Annotated in this window: 19 protein-coding genes; 1 reads left to right on the top strand and 18 read right to left on the bottom strand. The window is 73.2% G+C overall.

All coding sequences use genetic code 11. The annotated features are described in order from the left end of the window. Position 1: 1 nt before the first annotated feature. The 18 genes from carA to SPI96_RS06295 all read right to left on the bottom strand — a co-directional run bounded on the left by carA (position 2) and on the right by SPI96_RS06295 (position 17,895). Positions 2 to 1,186, bottom strand: a complete 1,185-nt coding sequence (gene carA, locus SPI96_RS06210) for a glutamine-hydrolyzing carbamoyl-phosphate synthase small subunit (protein ID WP_321081495.1) — start codon at positions 1,184 to 1,186, stop codon at positions 2 to 4. After that, positions 1,183 to 1,794: a hypothetical protein gene (locus SPI96_RS06215; RefSeq protein ID WP_321081496.1), complete on the bottom strand. Its 612-nt coding sequence runs from the start codon at positions 1,792 to 1,794 to the stop codon at positions 1,183 to 1,185. The genes carA and SPI96_RS06215 overlap by 4 nt, the downstream gene beginning before the upstream one ends. Then, positions 1,791 to 3,140 (bottom strand): dihydroorotase, encoded by a 1,350-nt coding sequence (locus tag SPI96_RS06220; RefSeq protein ID WP_321081497.1) that lies wholly within the window; start codon positions 3,138 to 3,140, stop codon positions 1,791 to 1,793. The genes SPI96_RS06215 and SPI96_RS06220 overlap by 4 nt, the downstream gene beginning before the upstream one ends. After that, on the bottom strand, positions 3,137 to 4,132 hold the full coding sequence (locus SPI96_RS06225; protein WP_321081498.1) for an aspartate carbamoyltransferase catalytic subunit: 996 nt from the start codon (positions 4,130 to 4,132) through the stop codon (positions 3,137 to 3,139). The genes SPI96_RS06220 and SPI96_RS06225 overlap by 4 nt, the downstream gene beginning before the upstream one ends. 3 nt (positions 4,133 to 4,135) lie before the next feature. Further along, a complete protein-coding gene (gene pyrR / locus SPI96_RS06230; RefSeq protein WP_321081499.1) occupies positions 4,136 to 4,771 on the bottom strand; it encodes a bifunctional pyr operon transcriptional regulator/uracil phosphoribosyltransferase PyrR in 636 nt (211 codons plus the stop codon). Between the two features lie 173 nt (positions 4,772 to 4,944). Continuing rightward, positions 4,945 to 5,394 (bottom strand): transcription antitermination factor NusB, encoded by a 450-nt coding sequence (gene nusB, locus SPI96_RS06235; protein WP_321081500.1) that lies wholly within the window; start codon positions 5,392 to 5,394, stop codon positions 4,945 to 4,947. After that, positions 5,387 to 5,950 carry an elongation factor P gene (gene efp / locus SPI96_RS06240; protein ID WP_321081501.1) on the bottom strand — a complete coding sequence of 188 codons (564 nt, stop codon included), beginning with the start codon at positions 5,948 to 5,950 and terminating at the stop codon, positions 5,387 to 5,389. The genes nusB and efp overlap by 8 nt, the downstream gene beginning before the upstream one ends. Positions 5,951 to 6,041: 91 nt before the next feature. Further along, a complete protein-coding gene (gene aroB, locus SPI96_RS06245) occupies positions 6,042 to 7,190 on the bottom strand; it encodes a 3-dehydroquinate synthase (RefSeq protein WP_321081627.1) in 1,149 nt (382 codons plus the stop codon). Between the two features lie 32 nt (positions 7,191 to 7,222). Next, a complete protein-coding gene (locus tag SPI96_RS06250) occupies positions 7,223 to 7,762 on the bottom strand; it encodes a shikimate kinase (protein WP_321081502.1) in 540 nt (179 codons plus the stop codon). Next, positions 7,759 to 8,994: a chorismate synthase gene (gene aroC / locus SPI96_RS06255; RefSeq protein WP_321081503.1), complete on the bottom strand. Its 1,236-nt coding sequence runs from the start codon at positions 8,992 to 8,994 to the stop codon at positions 7,759 to 7,761. Before aroC ends, SPI96_RS06250 begins: the two co-directional genes overlap by 4 nt. A gap of 13 nt (positions 8,995 to 9,007) precedes the next feature. Then, positions 9,008 to 9,907 carry a shikimate dehydrogenase gene (locus SPI96_RS06260; RefSeq protein WP_321081504.1) on the bottom strand — a complete coding sequence of 300 codons (900 nt, stop codon included), beginning with the start codon at positions 9,905 to 9,907 and terminating at the stop codon, positions 9,008 to 9,010. A gap of 37 nt (positions 9,908 to 9,944) precedes the next feature. Continuing rightward, positions 9,945 to 11,192: an endolytic transglycosylase MltG gene (gene mltG / locus SPI96_RS06265; protein WP_321081505.1), complete on the bottom strand. Its 1,248-nt coding sequence runs from the start codon at positions 11,190 to 11,192 to the stop codon at positions 9,945 to 9,947. Next, complete coding sequence (ruvX, locus tag SPI96_RS06270) at positions 11,189 to 11,701, bottom strand: Holliday junction resolvase RuvX (RefSeq protein WP_321081506.1); 513 nt, start codon at positions 11,699 to 11,701, stop codon at positions 11,189 to 11,191. Before ruvX ends, mltG begins: the two co-directional genes overlap by 4 nt. Beyond that, positions 11,698 to 14,409, bottom strand: a complete 2,712-nt coding sequence (gene alaS / locus SPI96_RS06275) for an alanine--tRNA ligase (RefSeq protein ID WP_321081507.1) — start codon at positions 14,407 to 14,409, stop codon at positions 11,698 to 11,700. The genes ruvX and alaS overlap by 4 nt, the downstream gene beginning before the upstream one ends. Continuing rightward, complete coding sequence (locus tag SPI96_RS06280) at positions 14,406 to 14,753, bottom strand: hypothetical protein (RefSeq protein ID WP_321081508.1); 348 nt, start codon at positions 14,751 to 14,753, stop codon at positions 14,406 to 14,408. Before SPI96_RS06280 ends, alaS begins: the two co-directional genes overlap by 4 nt. 171 nt (positions 14,754 to 14,924) lie before the next feature. After that, positions 14,925 to 15,551, bottom strand: coding sequence for a 30S ribosomal protein S4 (gene rpsD, locus SPI96_RS06285; protein WP_321081509.1), 627 nt, complete (start codon positions 15,549 to 15,551; stop codon positions 14,925 to 14,927). A 318-nt stretch (positions 15,552 to 15,869) separates the two neighbouring features. Further along, positions 15,870 to 16,358 carry a general stress protein gene (locus SPI96_RS06290; protein WP_321081510.1) on the bottom strand — a complete coding sequence of 163 codons (489 nt, stop codon included), beginning with the start codon at positions 16,356 to 16,358 and terminating at the stop codon, positions 15,870 to 15,872. A gap of 130 nt (positions 16,359 to 16,488) precedes the next feature. Further along, positions 16,489 to 17,895 (bottom strand): replication-associated recombination protein A, encoded by a 1,407-nt coding sequence (locus tag SPI96_RS06295; RefSeq protein WP_321081511.1) that lies wholly within the window; start codon positions 17,893 to 17,895, stop codon positions 16,489 to 16,491. A gap of 71 nt (positions 17,896 to 17,966) precedes the next feature. On the opposite strand from SPI96_RS06295, the gene dtd reads away from it, so the two are divergent. Further along, the gene (gene dtd, locus SPI96_RS06300; RefSeq protein ID WP_321081512.1) at positions 17,967 to 18,419 is read left to right on the top strand and encodes a D-aminoacyl-tRNA deacylase; all 453 of its coding nucleotides are present in this window, start codon (positions 17,967 to 17,969) and stop codon (positions 18,417 to 18,419) included. The last annotated feature ends 119 nt before the right edge of the window (positions 18,420 to 18,538 follow it).

Genomic DNA, 18,538 nt, shown 5'->3' on the forward strand with positions numbered 1-18,538 from the left:
ATCAGGCTCCCTCGGTGGTGGCGGACGTGGCGGCGCGGCGCTCGGCGAGCAGCCGGGCGAAGCGGTCGAACAGGGCGAGTGAGTCGTGCGGGCCGGCCGCGGACTCAGGGTGGAACTGGACGGAGAAGGCGGGACGGTCGAGCAGGCGCAGGCCCTCCACCACGTGGTCGTTCAGGGACCAGTGGGAGACCTCCACACGGCCGTAGCGAGCCTCAGGTGCCTCCACGACCTCCCCGATCGGGGCGTCGACGGCGAAGCCGTGGTTCTGGGAGGTGATCTCCACCCGGCCGCTCTCCTTGTCCATCACGGGCTGGTTGGGCCCGCGGTGGCCGAAGGGCAGCTTGTAGGTGCCGAAGCCCAGCGCCCGGCCGAAGATCTGGTTGCCGAAGCAGATCCCGAAGTAGGGCAGGCCGGCGTCGAGCACCTCGCGCAGCACCTGCACCTGGGCGTCGGCGGTGGCCGGGTCTCCCGGGCCATTGGACAGGAACACGCCGTCCGGCTCCACGGCCTGGATGGCAGCGAAGTCCGCGTCAGCCGGGAGCACGTGCACCCGGATCCCGCGCGAGGCCAGGTGGTGCGGGGTGGCGGCCTTGATGCCGAGGTCGACGGCAGCCACGGTCGCCACGGGCTCGCCCTCCCAGCCGTGGTCTGCCGGCTCCACCACATAGGCCTGCTCGGCTGTCACGGACTCCGCCAGGCGGGCACCGGCCATGGACGGCTGCTCGCGCACCTCGGCCAGCAGCTCGGCGACGGGCCTCTCGGCCTGCTCACCGGAGAAGATCCCGGCCTTCATGGAGCCCTCGGTCCGCAGGGCGCGGGTGACCGCACGGGTGTCGACATCCTGGATGCCGACGATCCCGAAGGCCTCCAGCTCCTCGTCCAGGCTGCGCTCGGAGCGCCAGTTCGACGGGCGCCGGGCGGCGTCGCGCACCACATACCCGGCCACCCACACGGCGCGGGACTCGGCGTCCTCGGCGTTCACCCCGGTGTTGCCGATGTGCGGGGCGGTCTGCACCACGATCTGACGGGCGTACGAGGGATCCGTGAGGGTCTCCTGGTAGCCGGTCATGCCGGTGGTGAAGACGGCCTCGCCGAGGGTGGCGCCACGGGCGCCGTAGGGGCGGCCGCGGTGGACGGTGCCGTCCTCCAGCACCAGCAGCGCGGTCTCCTGTGTCAGGGTGCTCATGAGCGGTTCTCCTCTCCTGCGCGGACAGCGGAGGCCACGCGGTCGATGACGGTCTGCAGCGCGGCCAGCACACGGTCGCGGTCTTCACCACGGCGCGGACGGAACGCGGAGGTCAGTTCGGCGTCCCCGAGGGACCAGCCCCAGGCGACGAGCCCACCGGGCTCCACGAACTTGCCGGCGATGCCGGCCGAACGCCCGGCGTCCACAAGGTGGGCGGCGGGCACGAACAGCGGATCCATGCCGGGGCGCAGCACCAGCAGGCCCGGGCAGTCACCGACAGTGTGCACCTCGAGCACGGCCGCCGAGCGCAGCCCCAGCCCGTGCACCGCCACCCGGTCCAGGCGGTCGGCGGCGTGGACGGTGCCCACGAACATGCCCTCGACGGCGAGGGCCGGCTCACGCTCGAGCACCTCGGCCGGCACGGGGGCCGGGGCCGGGATCGCGGCCTGGCGTCGGGTGCGCGAACGCCAGCCGCGCCACAGCAGCGCGAGGGCCAGGGCGATCACCGCGCAGGTGGCCAGCAGGATCGGCGCCCACGTGCCCGAGTAGTCCTTCAGAGGGGACGCGGGCGCCACGGGGCGCGCCACGAGCAGGACATCGCCGGTCATGCCGTGGACTCCGGGTGGGTGTACGCGGTGGCCAGGGCGCCGTCGGCCACCACGCGGTGGCCCCGGTACACGGTGTGCACAACGGCGCCGGGCAGGTCCATGCCCCGGAACGGGCTGTTGCGCGAGCGCGTCAGGTGCGTCTCCGGGTCCACCGTGCGGCGGACCGCCGGGTCCCACAGCACGAGGTTGGCGACCGAGCCGACCAGCGGGACGCCGTCGTCGTCGGCCTGGCCCTGGTCCGTGAGGCCGCCGATGCGCGCCGGCGCGGTGGACATCACGCGCGCCACCCCGGACCAGTCCATCAGCCCGGTGTCCACCATGGACTGCTGGACCACGGACAGCGCCGTCTCCAGGCCGGTCATGCCCATCGCGGCCAGCTGCCACTCGCACTGCTTGGACTCGGCCGTGTGCGGGGCGTGGTCCGTGCCCACCGTGTCCACGGTGCCATCGGCCAGGGCCTGGCGCAGAGCCAGGACATCCGACTCGCGGCGCAGCGGCGGGTTCACCTTGAACACCGGATCGTAGGAGCGCACCAGCTCCTCGGTGAGCAGCAGATGGTGCGGGGTGACCTCGGCGGTCACCGCGATACCGCGCTCCTTGGCCCAGCGGATGATCTCCACGGACCCGGCGGTGGACACATGGCACACGTGCAGGCGCGAGTCCACATGCTGGGCCAGCAGCACGTCCCGGGCGATGATCGCCTCCTCCGCCACCGCGGGCCAGCCGCCGAGGCCGAGCACGGCCGAGAGCTCGGACTCGTTCATCTGCGCCCCGGCCGTGAGCTTGGGCTCCTGGGCGTGCTGGGCCACGAAGCCGCCGAAGGACTTCACGTACTCCAGGGCACGGCGCATGAGCACGGCATCGTGCACGCACATGCCGTCGTCGGAGAACATGCGCACCCGCGCCTGGGAGTCGGCCATGGCGCCGAGGTCCGCGAGGGACTCCCCCGCCAGGCCCACGGTCACCGCGCCCACCGGGTGCACGTCGCACCAGCCGGCGTCGCGGCCCAGGCGCCAGACCTGCTCCACCACACCGGCGGTGTCCGCGGTGGGCGTGGAGTTGGCCATCGCGTACACCGCGGTGAACCCGCCCATGGCGGCGGCACGGCTGCCGGTCTCCACGGTCTCGGCGTCCTCCTTGCCGGGCTCGCGCAGGTGGGTGTGCAGGTCCACGAGGCCGGGCAGCAGCACGAGGCCGGTGCAGTCCACCTCGACGGCGCCGGCGGCGTCCTCGGCGGGCACCTGCCCGACGGCGGCCACGCGGCCGTCCGCGACGAGCACGTCGGCGGTGTCACCGGAGGCGAGGGTGGCCCCGCGGAGCAGGAGGGTCTGGGTGTCGGCGGTCACGGGCGGTCCTCCTGAGGGGTGGGGGTGTCCTGGTTGAGCACGAGGTGCAGCACGGCCATGCGCACGGACACGCCGTTGGCCACCTGCTCCAGGGCGGTGTTGCGGGGGGAGTCGGCCGCGGCCGAGCAGATCTCCAGGCCGCGGTTCATGGGGCCGGGGTGCATCACGAGCGGCTCGGCGAGGACGTCGCCGGGGCGCTCGAGCAGGCGGCCGAAGCGTTCGGGGGTCAGGCCCCACAGGCGGGTGTACTCCCCCGCGGAGGGGAAGTAGGCCCCACCCATGCGCTCGGCCTGCACACGGAGCATCATCACGGCGTCCGGGGCGTCCTCGAGGGCCTCGTCCAGTGAGTACGTCACCGCGGCCGGCCAGGCGTCCACGCCCACGGGCAGCAGGGTGGGCGGGGCGGCCAGGGTCACGCGTGCGCCCAGGGCCGTCAGCAGCCACACGTTCGAGCGGGCCACGCGGGAGTGGAGGATGTCCCCGACGATCACCACGTGCATGCCGGCCAGATCGGTGCCGGTGGAGTCCACGCCGGCGGCGCGGGCGCGGTGGCGGCGCAGGGTGAAGGCGTCCAGCAGGGCCTGCGTGGGGTGGGCGTGGGTGCCGTCGCCGGCGTTGACCACGGCCGAGCGCACCCAGCCGGAGTCCGCGAGCTGACGGGCGGCGCCGGAGGACCAGTGGCGCAGCACGATCGCGTCCGCGCCGATGGCCTCGAGGGTTTGGACGGTGTCCTTGAGGGACTCGCCCTTGGACACCGAGGAGCCCTTCGCGGAGAAGTTGATCACGTCCGCGGACAGGCGCTTGGCGGCGGCCTCGAAGGAGATGCGGGTGCGCGTGGAGTCCTCGAGGAAGAGGTTGACCACGGTGCGGCCGCGCAGGGCGGGCAGCTTCTTGACCTCGCGCTCGTTGACGGCGGCCATCTGCTCGGCGGTGTCGAGGATGGCCAGGGCCTCGTGCAGGGGCAGGTCGGCGGTGGAGAGCAGGTGTCGCACGGCTCAGTCCTCCTCGGGGGTGGGGGCGTCGGCGGCGCCGTCCTCGGTGCGGGGGTCGTCCACGATCAGCACGGCGTCCTCGGTGGACTCGCCGGAGCCGATGGGGCCGTCGATCTCCGTCAGGAGCACGCGCACGCGCTCGGTCGAGGAAGTCGGCAGGTTCTTGCCCACGGCGTCCGCGCGGATCGGCAGCTCGCGGTGCCCTCGGTCCACGAGCACGGCCAGGCGCACGGCGGCGGGGCGGGCGAGGTCAGCGAGGGCGTCGAGTGCGGCGCGCACGGTGCGTCCGGTGGACAGGACATCGTCCACCAGCACGACGACGGCCCCGTCCAGAGGTGCGGCGGGCACCCGGGTGGGGGCGGGGGTGCGGGCGGCGCTGCGGCGGAGATCGTCCCGGTACATCGTCACGTCGAGCGCGCCGACGCTGACGGACGGGTCGAAGCCCGGGTCGATGCGCTGGAGCAGGCGCCCGAGGCGCTCGGCCAGGGGGACGCCGCGGCGTGGGATGCCGAGCAGCACCAGGCCCTGCGGGCCCATGTTGGCCTCGAGGAGCTGGTGGGCGATGCGCGTGAGCGCCCGGTCGATCTCCGGGGCGGTCAGCACGGTGCGGGCGGCGCGCGGTGCGGGGTCATGGCCCATGCCGGCGTCTCCTTCCCCGCCTCACAGGACGGTCGTTAAAGGATGCGGTTCGGTGTGCGCCCGGGCCGACGGTGCAGGCGGGGGCGGACGGTGCCGACTCTACCAGCGGGACCCGGCCGGGCACGTGTGCCGTGCCCGGCCGGGCGCGCCGGATTCCGCTCCGACTCCGGGGCTCAGGCCAGCAGGGTCGGCTTGACCTGCTGCAGGCGGCCGAGCAGGCCGTTGACGAACTCCGGGGAGTCGTCCGTGGAGAGCTGGCCGGCCAGCGCTACGGCCTCGGACACGGCGACGGCGTCGGGCACGTCGTCCTGGAACAGCAGCTCCCAGGCGCCCACGCGCAGGATGGCGCGGTCCACCGCCGGCATGCGGTCCAGGGACCAGCCGCGCGAGTAGGAAGTCAGGGCCTCGTCCAGGCGCTCCTGGTCCGCGATGACGCCCTCGACGAGCCGCTGGGTGTATTCGTTGACCTTGAGGTCGGTGCTCTCCCGGCGCGTGCGGATGCCCTCGAGCACGCTGGTGCCGCGCTGCTCGGCCTCGAAGAGGATCTCCACGGCGCGCTGACGGGAGCGGCTGCGGGCCGTGGTGCCCCGCTTGACCCCGCCGGCCGAGGGCTGATCAGTCATTGACGCGGCCCAGGTAGTCGCCGGTGCGGGTGTCCACCTTCACGCGGGTGCCCTGGTCCACGAACAGCGGCACCTGGATCTCGGCGCCGGTCTCCACGGTGGCGGGCTTGGTGCCGGCCGAGGAGCGGTCGCCCTGCAGGCCCGGCTCGGTGTAGGTGATCTCCAGCACCACGGAGGCGGGCATCTCGATGTAGAGCGGGGTGCCCTCGTTGAGGGCGATCACGACCTGCGTGTTCTCGAGCATGTACTTGGCGGCGTCGCCGACGATCTCGGCCGGGACGGTGATCTGGTCGTAGGTCTTCACGTCCATGAAGACGTAGTCCTCGCCGTCCTGGTACAGGTACTGGTAGTCCGAGCGGTCGACCGTGGCGAACTCGACCTTGGTGCCGGCGTTGAAGGTCTTGTCGACCACCTTGCCGGTGGTGATGTTCTTCAGCTTGGTGCGCACGAACGCACCGCCCTTGCCCGGCTTGACGTGCTGGAACTCGATGACGTTCCACAGCTGGCCCTCGAGGTTGAGGACGGAGCCGTTCTTGATGTCGTTGGTGGTGGCCACGCGGGTTCTCCCCATCTCGGGCGGACCCGTGCGGCCCGCCTCCTGGTCGATCTGTCTGGTGTGCGCCGGCCAGTCTACCGGCGCAGCCGCCTCACTCGGCGATCTCCTGGTATGCGGCGAACAGCAGGGAGGCGTCCGGCACGTCCACGGTGCTCGGCTCCGCCAGCCCGTCCAGCAGCACGAAGCGCAGGCGGTCGCCGCGGTTCTTCTTGTCCCGGCGGATGCCCTCCAGCAGCGTCTGCCAGCGGTCGCCCCGGTAGGACACGGGCAGCCCGAGCGCCTGCAGCACGGACCAGTGGCGGTCTGCCGTGGCGTCGTCGAGCCGGCCCAGGGAGCGGGAGAGCTCGGCGGCGAACACCATGCCCACCGCCACCGCCGCGCCGTGGCGCCACTGGTAGCGCTCGGCCAGCTCGATCGCATGGCCCAGTGTGTGCCCGTAGTTGAGGGCCTCGCGGGGCCCGGCCTCGCGCAGGTCCTCGGACACCACCCGGGCCTTCACGGCGATAGAGCGGACGATGAGCTCGCGCACCGCCGCGGAGTGCGGGTTCTGCGCCTGCTCCGGGTCCGCCTCGATGAGGTCGAGGATCGCCGGGTCCGCGATGAAGCCGCACTTGACGACCTCCGCGAGCCCCGAGATCATCTCGTTCGCCGGCAGGGTGAGCAGGGTGTCCAGGTCCGCGAGCACACCGGCCGGCGGGTGGAACACGCCCACGAGGTTCTTGCCCTCGGCCGTGTTGATGCCCGCCTTGCCTCCCACGGCGGCGTCCACCATGCCCAGCAGGGTGGTGGGCATGTGCACCACGCGCACGCCGCGCAGCCACGTGCCGGCCACGAACCCGGCCAGGTCCGACACCGTTCCCCCTCCCACGGAGACGATCGCGTCCGAGCGGGTGAAGTCGTTCTGGCCGAGCACCTGCCAGCAGAAGCCGGCCACCTGCAGGTGCTTGCCCTCCTCCGCGTCCGGGATCTCCGCGGTCAGCGCCGTCAGCCCTGCCGCCTCGAGGTCGTTCTTGACCACGTCACCGGTGGCGCGCAACGCCCGCGGGTGGATCACCAGCACACGCTGCACCTGAGGACCGAGCATCTCCGGCAGGCGGGCCAGCAGGCCACGGCCGACGACGACGTCGTACCCGCCGGCGACCGCGTTCGCCGAGCCGCCGGCGACCTCGACGACGGTGGCCTCCGATGCGGCGCCGCCGTCCGACGAGGACGTTCCCGCCCCGGGGTCCCGCCCCGTCATCGCAGGATCGACATGGTCGAGGGGGTGCTCCGTCATGGGCGGGTCTCGCTCCTTCTGAGGTCCAGGATCCCCTCCACGATACGCGAGGCGGTCTGGGCCGGCCGCAGACCGGTGCCGTCCACCGTGAGGTCCGCGACCTCCCGGTAGAGCGGCTCGCGCGCGGCGGCAATCCGACGCCACGTGGCCGCCGGGTCCCCGGCCAGCACGGGCCGGCCCTCGCCGCGGCCGACCCGCCGCAGCGCCTCCTGCTCCGAGACCGTCAGCCACACCACGTCCACGGTGGGGCGGCTCAGCAGGGCGCGGGTGCCGGCGTCGAGCACGGCCCCTCCCCCGCAGGCGAGCACACACGGCTCGGGGCGGGAGAGCGCCTCAGCCACGATCCGGGCCTCCTCACGGCGGAACGCCGGCTCACCGTGCTCGGCGAAGTAGGCCGGGATGGGGCCGTGCTCACGCTGGAAGAGCGTGTCCGCGTCCAGGAACGACAGCCCGAGGGAGCCTGCCACGGCCCGGCCCACCGTGGACTTGCCCACACCCATCGCGCCGACGAGCACCACGGGGTGGTCGGCCGTCACTGCAGCGGGTCCCCCATCGGCCCGTCCGCCTGGGCGTCCGGGGCGGGCTCGGGCAGACGCGGCACGGCTGCCGCGAAGGCCTCGAGATTGCGGCGCGTCTCAGCCACCGAGTCCCCGCCGAACTTCTCCAGCATGGCGTCGGCGAGCACGAGCGCCACCATGGCCTCAGCCACGATGCTGGCCGCAGGCACCGCCGCGACGTCCGAGCGCTGGTGGTGGGCGGTGGTCTCCACCCCGGTGGCGACATCCACGGTGGGCAGGGCCCGGGGGACGGTGGCGATGGGCTTCATCGCGGCACTCACCCGCAGCACCTCGCCCGTGGACATGCCCGCCTCGATGCCGCCGGCGCGGTCGGTGGTGCGGCGGGGGCGGCCGTCCTCGCCGCGGACGATGCCGTCGTGGGCCGCCGAGCCGCGGCGGGAGGCCGTCGCGAAGCCGTCACCCACCTGCACGCCCTTGATCGCCTGGATGCCCATGAGGGCCCCGGCCAGGCGGGCGTCGAGCCGGCGGTCCCAGTGCACATGCGACCCCAGGCCGATCGGCACCCCGTAGGCGAGCACCTCCACGACGCCGCCGAGGGTCTCCCCGGCGCGCTTGGCGTCGTCGACCTCGGCGACCATCGCCGCGGAGGTCTGCGGGTCCAGGCAGCGGACCGGGTCCGCGTCCAGCCGGGCCTCGTCCTCCGGCACCGGGAACGGGTGGCCCTCCGGCAGGGCGGCCTCCCCGAACGCCACGGTGTGCGAGACGATCTGCACGCCCAACTCGGCCAGGAAGGAGCGGGCGACGGCGCCCAGCGCCACCCGAGCGGCGGTCTCGCGGGCCGAAGCGCGTTCAAGCAGCGGCCGGGCCTCCTCGAAGCCGTACTTCTGCATGCCGGTGAGGTCCGCGTGGCCCGGGCGAGGGCGGGTGAGCGCGGCCGCGCGCGCCTGCCCGGCCATCTCCTGCGGGTCCACCGGGTCCGCGGCCATGACGGTCTGCCACTTGGGCCACTCCGTGTTGCCCACCTGGATCGCCACAGGCGAGCCGAGGGTGAGGCCGTGGCGCACACCGCCGAGGATCGTCACCTCGTCCTGCTCGAATGCCATGCGCGCCCCGCGGCCATGGCCGAGGCGACGGCGTGCGAGGGCGTCCTGCACATCCTGGGTCGTGACCGGGATCCCGGCCGGCAATCCCTCGAGAATTCCTGTGAGCGCGGGGCCGTGAGACTCTCCCGCTGTCAACCAGCGCACCATGCCGACGATCCTCTCACGCCCGGACGACCCCCAGCGCCTCAGCCGCAGCCACAGTGACAGCAGCCCAGTCCGGCTCGGGCACACCAGCGTCCCGGCGGGGCCGCTCGGTGAACAGGCGCACCTGCTCCACACCCTGGTGCAGCAGCATCGACAGTCCCGAGGCCACCGCCCCGCCGGCCCGCACCCACGCCCCCGCGAGAGCCGAGGGCCAGGGATCGTAGGCGGCGTCCAGCAGCGGCGGCAGCAGGGCCCGCCCGCCCCCCGCAGAGGCCACGTGCACAGCCAGGGGATCCGCCGCGCGAGGCGGCAGAGTGGACACCAGCGCCCGCAGCTGCCGGGCCATAGCCATGAGCGAGGGCTGGTCCAGCACCTGCGTCCGCAGGCCCAGGCGCCCGGCGAGGTCCAGGACGGCCCCGGCACGGCCGGCGTCGCGCACCCCCAGAGCCACCGCCTCAGCGCCGATGAGCGCCGCTGCGGCCACCGCCGCCGTCGCCGTGCCCCCGTTGCCCAGCACCCCCACGACGCCGCCGGCAGCCTGTGTGTCCAGGCCCGCGTCCGCCAGGGCGCACACAATGCCGTCGACATCCGTGTTGTGCGCCCAGAGCTCCCCCGGATGGTCCGGGTGACAGCGCACCAACGTGTTCGCCACGCCGATCTCCCGCACCCGCGGGCTGAGCTCACCGGCGGCGGCCACCACAGCCGCCTTCAGCGGCATGGTCACCGACACCCCCAGCCAGTCCTCTCCCCCGCCGGGTGCGGCACCGCCGGAGGTGCCGAGCCGGGGGCGCAGCCAGGCGAGCACCTCGTCCCCGCCGAGGTCCACCCGCCCGTAGTGGACCGGCAGGCCCAAGGCCGCATAGGCGGCACCGTGCAGCACCGGCGAGAGCGAGTGCGCGATGGGCTGGCCGAGCACGGCCGCACGGAACCCCGCGGCCGGGAGGGGCCCCACCTCAGCACACCCCCGGGTTGGAGGCGCAGTAGTTCCGGTACTCGCGCACGTACCCCAGATGCTCCTCGTAGGTGCTGGAGAACTCGGTGTGACCGGTGCCGATGTCCGTGGTCACCCAGTAGTAGTCGTCCGAGGGCTCCGGGTGCAGGGCCGCCTCCACCGCGGCGTCCGAGGGCATGCCGATCGGACCCGGCGGCAGCCCGCGGTGCTGGTACGTGTTGTACGGGTTGGAGGCGTCCTGGCGCTGGGCCGCGGAGAACTGCAGCCCACGGATGCCGAGCCCGTAGGTCACCGTGGCGTCCACCTGCAGCAGCCCGCCGGTCTCCGTGTTGCCCTCAGCCAGGCGGTTCTCGATGATCCCGGCCACGCGGGCGTAGTCCTGCGGCAGGGCCTCAGCCTCCAGGATGGAGGCCACGGTGAGCACCCTGTGCTGCTCGGCCGGGTCCGTCACCCCCGCAGCCTCCAGGCCGGCCCGGCGGGGCTTGACCAGCTCAGCCAGCACCTCGTGGGCGTCTGCTTCCACGGGGATGCGGTACTCCCCCGGGTCCAGCCACCCCTCCAGGTTGGGCGCAGACGCCGGCACCCCGAACGCGGCGGTGTCCTGCGCGGCCCTCTCGAACTCAGCGCGCTCCAGACCGGTGGAGGCCACCAGCGCATCCAGCACCTCGTCCAGGCGCTGCCCGCGGTTGACCACCACGTAGTGCACGGCCGAGCGGGTGCGCCCCTGGAGCACGGCCAGGGCCTCAGCGGCGGGCATCTGCTCGCGCAGCACGAAGTCACCGGCACCGATCACTGTGCTGCCGGACTCCTCCGCGGCCCGGCGCAGCGCAGCGGCGGAACCGATCACCCCCTGACGGTCCAGACGGGAGGCCACCGAGTTCAACCCCTCCCCCGGCTCCACCGTGAAGGTCACCTCATCCCCGGCGGCCTCCGAGAAGTCGTTGCCCGCCAGCAGTCCACGGACCACCAGGGCCAGGGAGAGCACCACGAGGGCAGCCACCACCGAGATCACCACCACCGACCGACGGCGGCGGGCCCGCGCCCGATCCGAGAGCGCGGCCGAGCCGCGCCGCCGATCCCGACGGCCGAACAGGCCGGCCGACGCGCCAGCGGCACCGGCGGCCGCATAGGGGGCCGGGCCGGCGTCATCGTCCGGATCCTCCTCACCGTGGTCCACGAAACCGAAGACGTCGAGATCGTCGTCGGACAGGGCCCCGGGGTGGGGCTCATTGCGGGGGGCGTCGTTCACGGCGCCATCTCCTCCTCGGGTGGGTCCACGGGGATGCCGGCCCATGCGCCGGTGCGGCGCTGGACGTCCACGGCGTCCTGCAACAGGGCCACAGCGGCGGCCTGGTCGATCACATCACGGCTGTCCCGGACGGTGCGGCCGGCCCGGTGCAGGCCCGTCTGGGCAGTCACGGTGGTCAGGCGCTCATCCACGAGCCGCACCGGCACCGCATGGCCGTGCCCGGCCAGCGCCACAGCGACCGCACCGGCGTAGTCCACGGCGTCCTGCGTGGAGGCGGTGTGCTCCCCCCGCAGATTCCGGGGCAGGCCCACGTACACCACCACGACGTCCAACTCCACGGCATGGCCGACGAGCTCGGCGACGTCCCGGCCCCGGCGGGCGTCCCGCTTCAGGGTGGCCACGGGGGTGGCCAGCAGCCCGTCGGGGTCGGACGCGGCCAAGCCCACACGGGCCCGGCCGACGTCCACCCCGAGGGCGCGGCCCCGGACGACTGCCTGCGAGGCGGTCATGCGCCCCGCACAGCCGAGCGCACGGCATCGAGGGCCGCCGTCACGGCGGAGACGTCCTGCCCACCGCCCTGGGCGACGTCGTCCTTGCCGCCACCACCGCCGCCGAGCACACCCGTGGCGGTCTTGACCATCGCACCGGCCCGCAGGCCGGCGTCGCGGGCGGCCTGGTTCGTGGCCACCACCACGAGCGGACGGCCCTTCGCCTCGCCGGTGACGGCCACGAGCACCGGGGTGCCAGCGGCGTCGCCCGCGGCGGACTCGATGCGCCCGCGCAGATCCAGCACGAGGGTGCGCAGCTGGTCGCCGGCCACCTGACCGGCGTGGTGAGTGAGCACCCGCACGGCAACGCCAGCCGCAGTGGTCTCCTCGCGTGCCTGCCCGGCGAGCTCCCCGGCCTGGGCCTGGAGCGCGCGGGCCTGCAGCTCAGCCACCTGCTTCTCGGCCGCCTTGAGGCGGTCCATGGTGGCGGAGATGCGGTCCTTGAGCTGGTCGGCCGGGGCCTTGAACATCTCCGACAGGTCCGCGACCAGGCTGCGCTCGGCGGCCAGGTGGCGGAAGGAGTCCAGACCCACAAGGGCCTCAACGCGGCGGTTGCCCGAGCCCACGGACTGCTCGCCCAACAGGGTGAGCGAGCCGATCTGCGCGGTGCGGGCCACGTGGGTGCCGCCGCAGAGCTCACGCGACCAGGCGCCGTCGATCTCCACCACGCGCACACGGTCCCCATACTTCTCCCCGAACAGGCTCATCGCGCCCATGCGCTTGGCCTCGTCCAGGGACATCTCCTGGGTGACCACAGTGTGATCGTCCCGGATGGCGATGTTCACGAGATCCTCGATCTCCGAGCGGGCACCGGCCGAGAGGGCCTCGGTCCACCGGAAGTCGAAGCGCAGGTAGCCCTCCTTGTTGAAGGAGCCGGACTGGGTGGCCTCCGGGCCGAGGACCTGGTGCAGGGCGGCGTGCACCAGGTGCGTGCCCGAGTGCGCCTTCTCACCGTCCAGGCGGCGCTGCAGGTCGATGGCCCCGAGCGCGGTGGCCCCCGCGGGCACCTCGCCCTCAGCCACACGCACCCGGTGCACGGACAGGCCCTTGACCGGTGCCTGCACATCCAGCACCTCGAGGGTGAAGCCGTCGCCAGTGATCAGGCCCGTATCCGCGGCCTGGCCGCCGGACTCGGCGTAGAACGGGGTGGCGTCCAGAACGACCTCCACCTCCTGGCCGGCCCCGGCGGAGGACACCTCCTGGCCGTCGGCCAGCAGGCCGCGGATCACGGACTCGGTGGTGTGCTCGGTGTAGCCGGTGAAGTGGGTCTGCCCCTCGGAGAGCAGACGCTGGTACACGGCGGTGTCCCCGTGGCCGGACTTCTTGGCCTTGGCGTCCGCACGGGCGCGGTCGCGCTGCTCAGTCATCAGGGTGGTGAACGCCTCACGGTCCACGGCGACGCCGGCCTCCTCCGCGATCTCGAGCGTCAGCTCGATCGGGAAGCCGTACGTGTCGTGCAGCTCGAAGGCGTCCGCGCCGGCGATCCCGGCCCCGGCCTGGCGGGCCTGGGCCACCGCGGCGTCCAGGCGGGCCGTGCCGGCGGCGATGGTCCGCAGGAACGCCCGCTCCTCGGCGTAGGCCACACGGGAGATCCGGTCGAACTCCTCGGCGACCACCGGGTAGGCCCCGGACATCGCATCGCGGGAGACCGGCAGCAGCTCCGGGAACACCGGCTCGGTCACGCCCATCAGGCGCAGGGCGCGCACCACACGGCGGATCAGGCGGCGCAGCACGTAGCCGCGGCCCTCGTTGCCGGGGGTCACGCCGTCGCCGATGAGCATCAGCGCGGAGCGGACATGGTCGGCCACCATGCGCAGGCGGACGTCGTCCTGATAGTGCGGGTCCTCCGGATCCTCGGTGGAGGTGTAGGTGCGGCCGGAGAGCTCGGCGGCACGGTCCAGCACGGGGCGGACCTGGTCCGTCTCGTACATGTTCTCCACGCCCTGCAGGATCATCGCCAGACGCTCGAGGCCGAGGCCGGTGTCGATGTTCTTGTTCTGCAGCTCGCCGGCGATGTCGAAGTCGTACTTCGAGCGCACCTCGGAAAGGCGGTACTGCATGAACACGAGGTTCCAGATCTCGATGTACCGGGTGTCATCGGCCTCCGGGCCGCCCTCCACACCGTACTCGGGGCCACGGTCGTAGAAGATCTCCGAGCAGGGGCCGCCGGGGCCGGGCTGTCCGGTGTTCCAGTAGTTGTCGGACTTGCCCATGCGCTGGATGCGCTCCGGGCGGACGCCGACCTCCTCCTGCCAGATGCGGGCGGCCTCGTCGTCCTCCTCGTACACGGTCACCCACAGGCGCTCCGGGTCCAGGCCGAAGCCGCCCTCCTCCTGGGAAGTGGTCAGCAGCTCCCACGCCATCGGGATGGCGCGCTCCTTGAAGTAGTCGCCGAAGGAGAAGTTGCCGCACATCTGGAAGAACGTGCCGTGGCGGACAGTCTTGCCGACCTCCTCGATGTCCGCGGTGCGGATGCACTTCTGCACGGACACCGCACGCGGGGCCGGCGGGGTCTGCTCGCCCAGGAAGTAGGGGATGAACGGGACCATGCCGGCCACCGTGAACAGCAGCGAGGGGTCCGGGGAGACCAGCGAGGCCGAGGGCACCGGCAGATGGCCCTGCTTCTCGAAGTAGGCCGTCCAGCGGCGGGCGATCTCGTGGGACTTCATGCGGTCGGGTCCTTACGGGTGGTGGTCGGATGGGTCGGGCCGGCGGGGCCGTCCGTGGCCTCCCCCGGGATGATGTCGGCGCCGGGCTCCAGCAGGCGGCCCACCCACGGCGGGGCGTCCGCGCGCAGGCGCTGCGTGAACGCGCGGGCGCCCTCGGCGACGACCTCGGCGGCGGCATCCCCCACGGCCTGCCCGGCGCTGCGGCCGAGATGGGTGGGGTCCAGTGCCTCACGGACACGGCGGGCGGCGCCCTGGTCGTCGGCGCGGCGACCGGCCTCGGTAGCGCGGTGCGCCAGCCAGCCGGCGGCGGCGCCGGTGCCGAGCAGCAGCAGCGAACGGATCACGGAGTGGTCCCTCCTGGAAGACGGTGCGGCGGTCCCGCCCACCTTACCGCCGGAGAGACCGCGCGAGGACGGCGCGGACACGCCGCAGGCCCGGCCACCTCGAGGAGGTGACCGGGCCTGCCGGACGCACGGTGCGGCGTCGTGCCCGGCACAGGACCGGGCGGCGACGGATCAGCGCGCGTAGTACTCGACCACGAGCTGCTCCTCGCAGGTCACGGGGACCTCAGAGCGCTTGGGGCGACGGGTGAGGGTGGCGCGCAGCTTCTCGATCTCCACGGTCAGGTAGCCCGGGGTGGCGGGCAGGACCTGCTGGTGGGCGCCGGCGGCGGCGAGCTGGAAGGGCACCATCTTCTCGGAGCGCTCGTGCACGTGGATCATCTGGCCCTCCTTCACGCGGAACGAGGGGATGTCCACGCGCTTGCCGTCCACCATGATGTGGCGGTGCACGACGAGCTGGCGGGCCTGCTGGATGGTGCGGGCGAAGCCGGCGCGCAGCACGAGCGCGTCCAGGCGCATCTCGAGGAGCTCGACCAGGTTCTCACCGGTCAGGCCAGCGGTGCGCTTGGCCTCCTCGAAGTAGCGGCGCATCTGCGCCTCGCGGATGTTGTACTGGGCGCGCAGACGCTGCTTCTCCTTCAGGCGCACCGCGTAGTCGGAGTCCTGCTTGCGGCGGGCGCGGCCGTGCTGGCCGGGGCCGTACGGACGGCGCTCGAGGTACTTCTCGGCCTTCGGGGTCAGGGCGATGCCCAGGGCGCGGGAGTGCCGCACAGTGCGGCGGGTGCGCAGGTTGCCACTCATGGTGGTCTCGCTTTCCTTGTCGACATGCGGCACGGTTCGGGTTTGTCTCCACCTCCCGTCGGCCGCCGTGCAGGGCACGGCGAGGGGGTAGAACCTGGCCTCCGCGGTCCTCGGAGAGCTGAGGGGCGTGCCGCCGCCCGTCATCCACTGATGCGCCGCGCGCCCTGCTGCAGGCACCGAGGTGCCCGTGGGCCGGGGGCCCGATCAGGGGGTTCCGTCCAGGGCGCGACGCCTGCCAGACAGCGTTCAAGCCTACCAGAGCGACGACGCGCGGCCGTTCACCGAGGTGACCGGCCGCGCGTCGTGGGTGACGGGGCGTCAGCGCTGGGCGGGGGCGACGGGCGCGCCGCCGCCGAGCAGACGCTCGGCCTCGCCGATGTGGGCGGCCTCCACGAGGATGTCGTAGGACGAGGCCTCGAGGCCCTGGATCGACGAGAAGTCGCGGCGACCGGCGGTCGCGGCGTGGGCCACGGCGCCCGCGATCGCGCCGAAGAGGGCGCCCATGAGCAGGGAGATCAGCAGGATCCAGAGGAAGCCGAACCCCGGGGCGAACAGGCCGAAGAGGATACCGACCATGAGGCCGAACCACAGCCCGGACAGCGCGCCGCGACCGGCGGCGCGCCCGGTGGTGAGGCGGCCGGTGACCTGCTCCACGGTGCGCAGGCCTGTGCCGACGATGCGGATCCGCTCGACGGGGAAGCCGGCGTCGGAGAGCTGGTCCACGATCGCCTGGGCGCTCGCGTAGGAGGGGACCGACTGCAGGACGCGGACGTCGGCAGCGGGGGTCGGGATGGCGGGGATGGTCATGATGCTCCTTCGGGCTAGCGACTCCGGCGCGCGGTCCTCGTACGCCGTCAGGGGTGGCAACGCCGGGACCCCTCCCCCCATTCCTGGCAGGTCCCCGAGCGGAGCCGCAGGAGCGCGGAGCCCGGGGCGTTCACTCGCCCCGGATGATCCGCCGCAGGGCCTCCACCTGGGGACCCAGCTGCCGCTCGTGCCCGACGGGCTTGGGACGGTAGTAGTCCTTCCCGACGAGCGGGTCGGGCGGATACTGCTGGCGGGCCACCGCGTGGGGCTCGTCGTGGCTGTACACGTACCCCTGACCGTGGCCGAGGGCCTTCGCCCCCGGATAGTGGGCGTCCCGCAGGTGGGGCGGCACCGGGCCGGTGCGCCCGGCGCGCACGTCCGCGATCGCCTCATCCACGGCGAGGTAGCTCGCATTGGACTTCGGCGCCGTGGCCAGGTGGGTGACGGCCTGGGCCAGCACGATCCGCCCTTCGGGCATGCCGATCAGCTGCACCGCCTGAGCGGCGGCCACGGCGGTCTGCAGGGCAGTCGGGTCCGCCATGCCGACGTCCTCGGACGCGGAGATCACCAGGCGCCGGGCGATGAACCGGGGGTCCTCCCCCGCCTCGAGCATGCGCGCCAGGTAGTGCAGGGCGGCATCCACATCCGAGCCGCGGATCGACTTGATGAAGGCGCTGATGACGTCGTAGTGCTGGTCGCCGTCCTTGTCATAGCGCTGGATCTGGTGGTCCATCGCCTGGGCGGCGTCCTCCGCGGTGACCTCCACAGCCCCGGAGGCCGTCCCCCTCCCCTCAGACCGGGCCGCGGCCCGGTCCAGCCCGACGCCGGCGGCGGCCTCAAGCACGGTGAGGGCGCGCCGCGCGTCGCCTCCGGCCATCCGGACCACGTAGTCGCGGGCGGCCTCGGTGAGCGTCACGGTGCCGTTCAATCCCCGCTCGTCCGCGACGGCGCGGTCCACCAGGGCGGCGAGGTCGGCGTCGTCCAGGGGGCGCAGGGTCAGCAGCAGGGAGCGGGAGAGCAGCGGGGCGATCACGGAGAAGGAGGGGTTCTCCGTGGTGGCGGCCACGAGCACCACCCAGCGGTTCTCCACGCCCGGCAGCAGAGCGTCCTGCTGGGCCTTGGAGAAGCGGTGGATCTCGTCGAGGAACAGGACGGTGATGCGGTCGTAGAGGTCGCGCTCGCGCTGTGCCTGCTGCATGACCTCGCGGACGTCCTTGACGCCCGCGGTGATGGCGGACAGTTCCCGGAACGTGCGCCCCGGCGCGCGGGCGATCACGTGTGCGAGCGTCGTCTTGCCGATCCCGGGCGGCCCGTAGAGGATCACCGAGCTCGGCCCGGCGGCCTGCGCTGACGAGGAGGGCCCGGTGAGCTTGCGCAGCGGTGAGCCCGGTTCCTTGAGGTGCGCCTGGCCGAGCACCTCGTCCAGCGTGCGCGGCCGCATGCGCACGGCCAGCGGCGCGGACGGGTGGGCGCGCCCCACTGTGGTGGCGGGGGCGTCGTCGTCGGGGGCGTGGGCGGAGGCGAAGAGGTCGTCCATGACCCGATCCAGCGTAGAGGCCCGGGGCGGCGGGCGCTCTGCCCGAACCGCGTGCATGGGAGCATGGCCCCATGCGTGCAGTATGCCAACGGGCCAGGTCCGCCTCCGTCACCGTGGACGGGGAGGTGGTCGGCGCGTTCGAGGGTGAGGGCCTGGTGGTCCTGCTCGGCGTGTCCGTGGCGGACACCGACGCCGAGGCGGTCCTGGTGGCGCGCAAGGTGGCCGGCCTGCGGATGCTCGACGGCGAGCGGTCCGTCACCGACGCCGGCGCACCCGTGCTGGCGATCAGCCAGTTCACGCTTTACGGCGACGTGCGGAAGGGGCGGCGACCCTCGTGGTCGCGCGCTGCGAAGGGCGATCAGGCCGAACCGCTGTACGAGCGGTTCATGGCGGAGCTCGAGGCCGCCGGCGTGCGCGTGGAACGCGGCGTGTTCGGGGCGGACATGGACGTGTCGTTGACCAACGCCGGCCCGTTCACGCTGATCGTGGACTCCGACGAGCTCTCCGCCCCGCGCCGGAGCTGAGGCCCCACCCCCCTGCAGGCGCCCCGTGCGCGGATCGGATGCAGAAACGACCCCTCCGAGGCCTCGGACGAGGCTCAGAGGGGTCGTTTCTGCAGCAGATCTCCCATCATCCGGCGGTG

The organism is Micrococcus sp. (genome assembly GCF_034179925.1).
Lineage (GTDB): Bacteria > Actinomycetota > Actinomycetes > Actinomycetales > Micrococcaceae > Micrococcus.

Excerpts from the sequence above, each read along its gene's own strand:
- carA (WP_321081495.1), bottom strand. The coding sequence starts at position 1,186 with ATGAGCACCCTGACACAGGAGACCGCGCTGCTGGTGCTGGAGGACGGC.
- SPI96_RS06215 (WP_321081496.1), bottom strand. The coding sequence starts at position 1,794 with ATGACCGGCGATGTCCTGCTCGTGGCGCGCCCCGTGGCGCCCGCGTCC.
- pyrR (WP_321081499.1), bottom strand. The coding sequence starts at position 4,771 with ATGGGCCATGACCCCGCACCGCGCGCCGCCCGCACCGTGCTGACCGCC.
- nusB (WP_321081500.1), bottom strand. The coding sequence starts at position 5,394 with ATGACTGATCAGCCCTCGGCCGGCGGGGTCAAGCGGGGCACCACGGCC.
- aroB (WP_321081627.1), bottom strand. The coding sequence starts at position 7,190 with ATGACGGGGCGGGACCCCGGGGCGGGAACGTCCTCGTCGGACGGCGGC.
- aroC (WP_321081503.1), bottom strand. The coding sequence starts at position 8,994 with ATGGTGCGCTGGTTGACAGCGGGAGAGTCTCACGGCCCCGCGCTCACA.
- ruvX (WP_321081506.1), bottom strand. The coding sequence starts at position 11,701 with ATGACCGCCTCGCAGGCAGTCGTCCGGGGCCGCGCCCTCGGGGTGGAC.
- alaS (WP_321081507.1), bottom strand. The coding sequence starts at position 14,409 with ATGAAGTCCCACGAGATCGCCCGCCGCTGGACGGCCTACTTCGAGAAG.
- rpsD (WP_321081509.1), bottom strand. The coding sequence starts at position 15,551 with ATGAGTGGCAACCTGCGCACCCGCCGCACTGTGCGGCACTCCCGCGCC.
- SPI96_RS06290 (WP_321081510.1), bottom strand. The coding sequence starts at position 16,358 with ATGACCATCCCCGCCATCCCGACCCCCGCTGCCGACGTCCGCGTCCTG.
- SPI96_RS06295 (WP_321081511.1), bottom strand. The coding sequence starts at position 17,895 with ATGGACGACCTCTTCGCCTCCGCCCACGCCCCCGACGACGACGCCCCC.
- dtd (WP_321081512.1), top strand. The coding sequence starts at position 17,967 with ATGCGTGCAGTATGCCAACGGGCCAGGTCCGCCTCCGTCACCGTGGAC.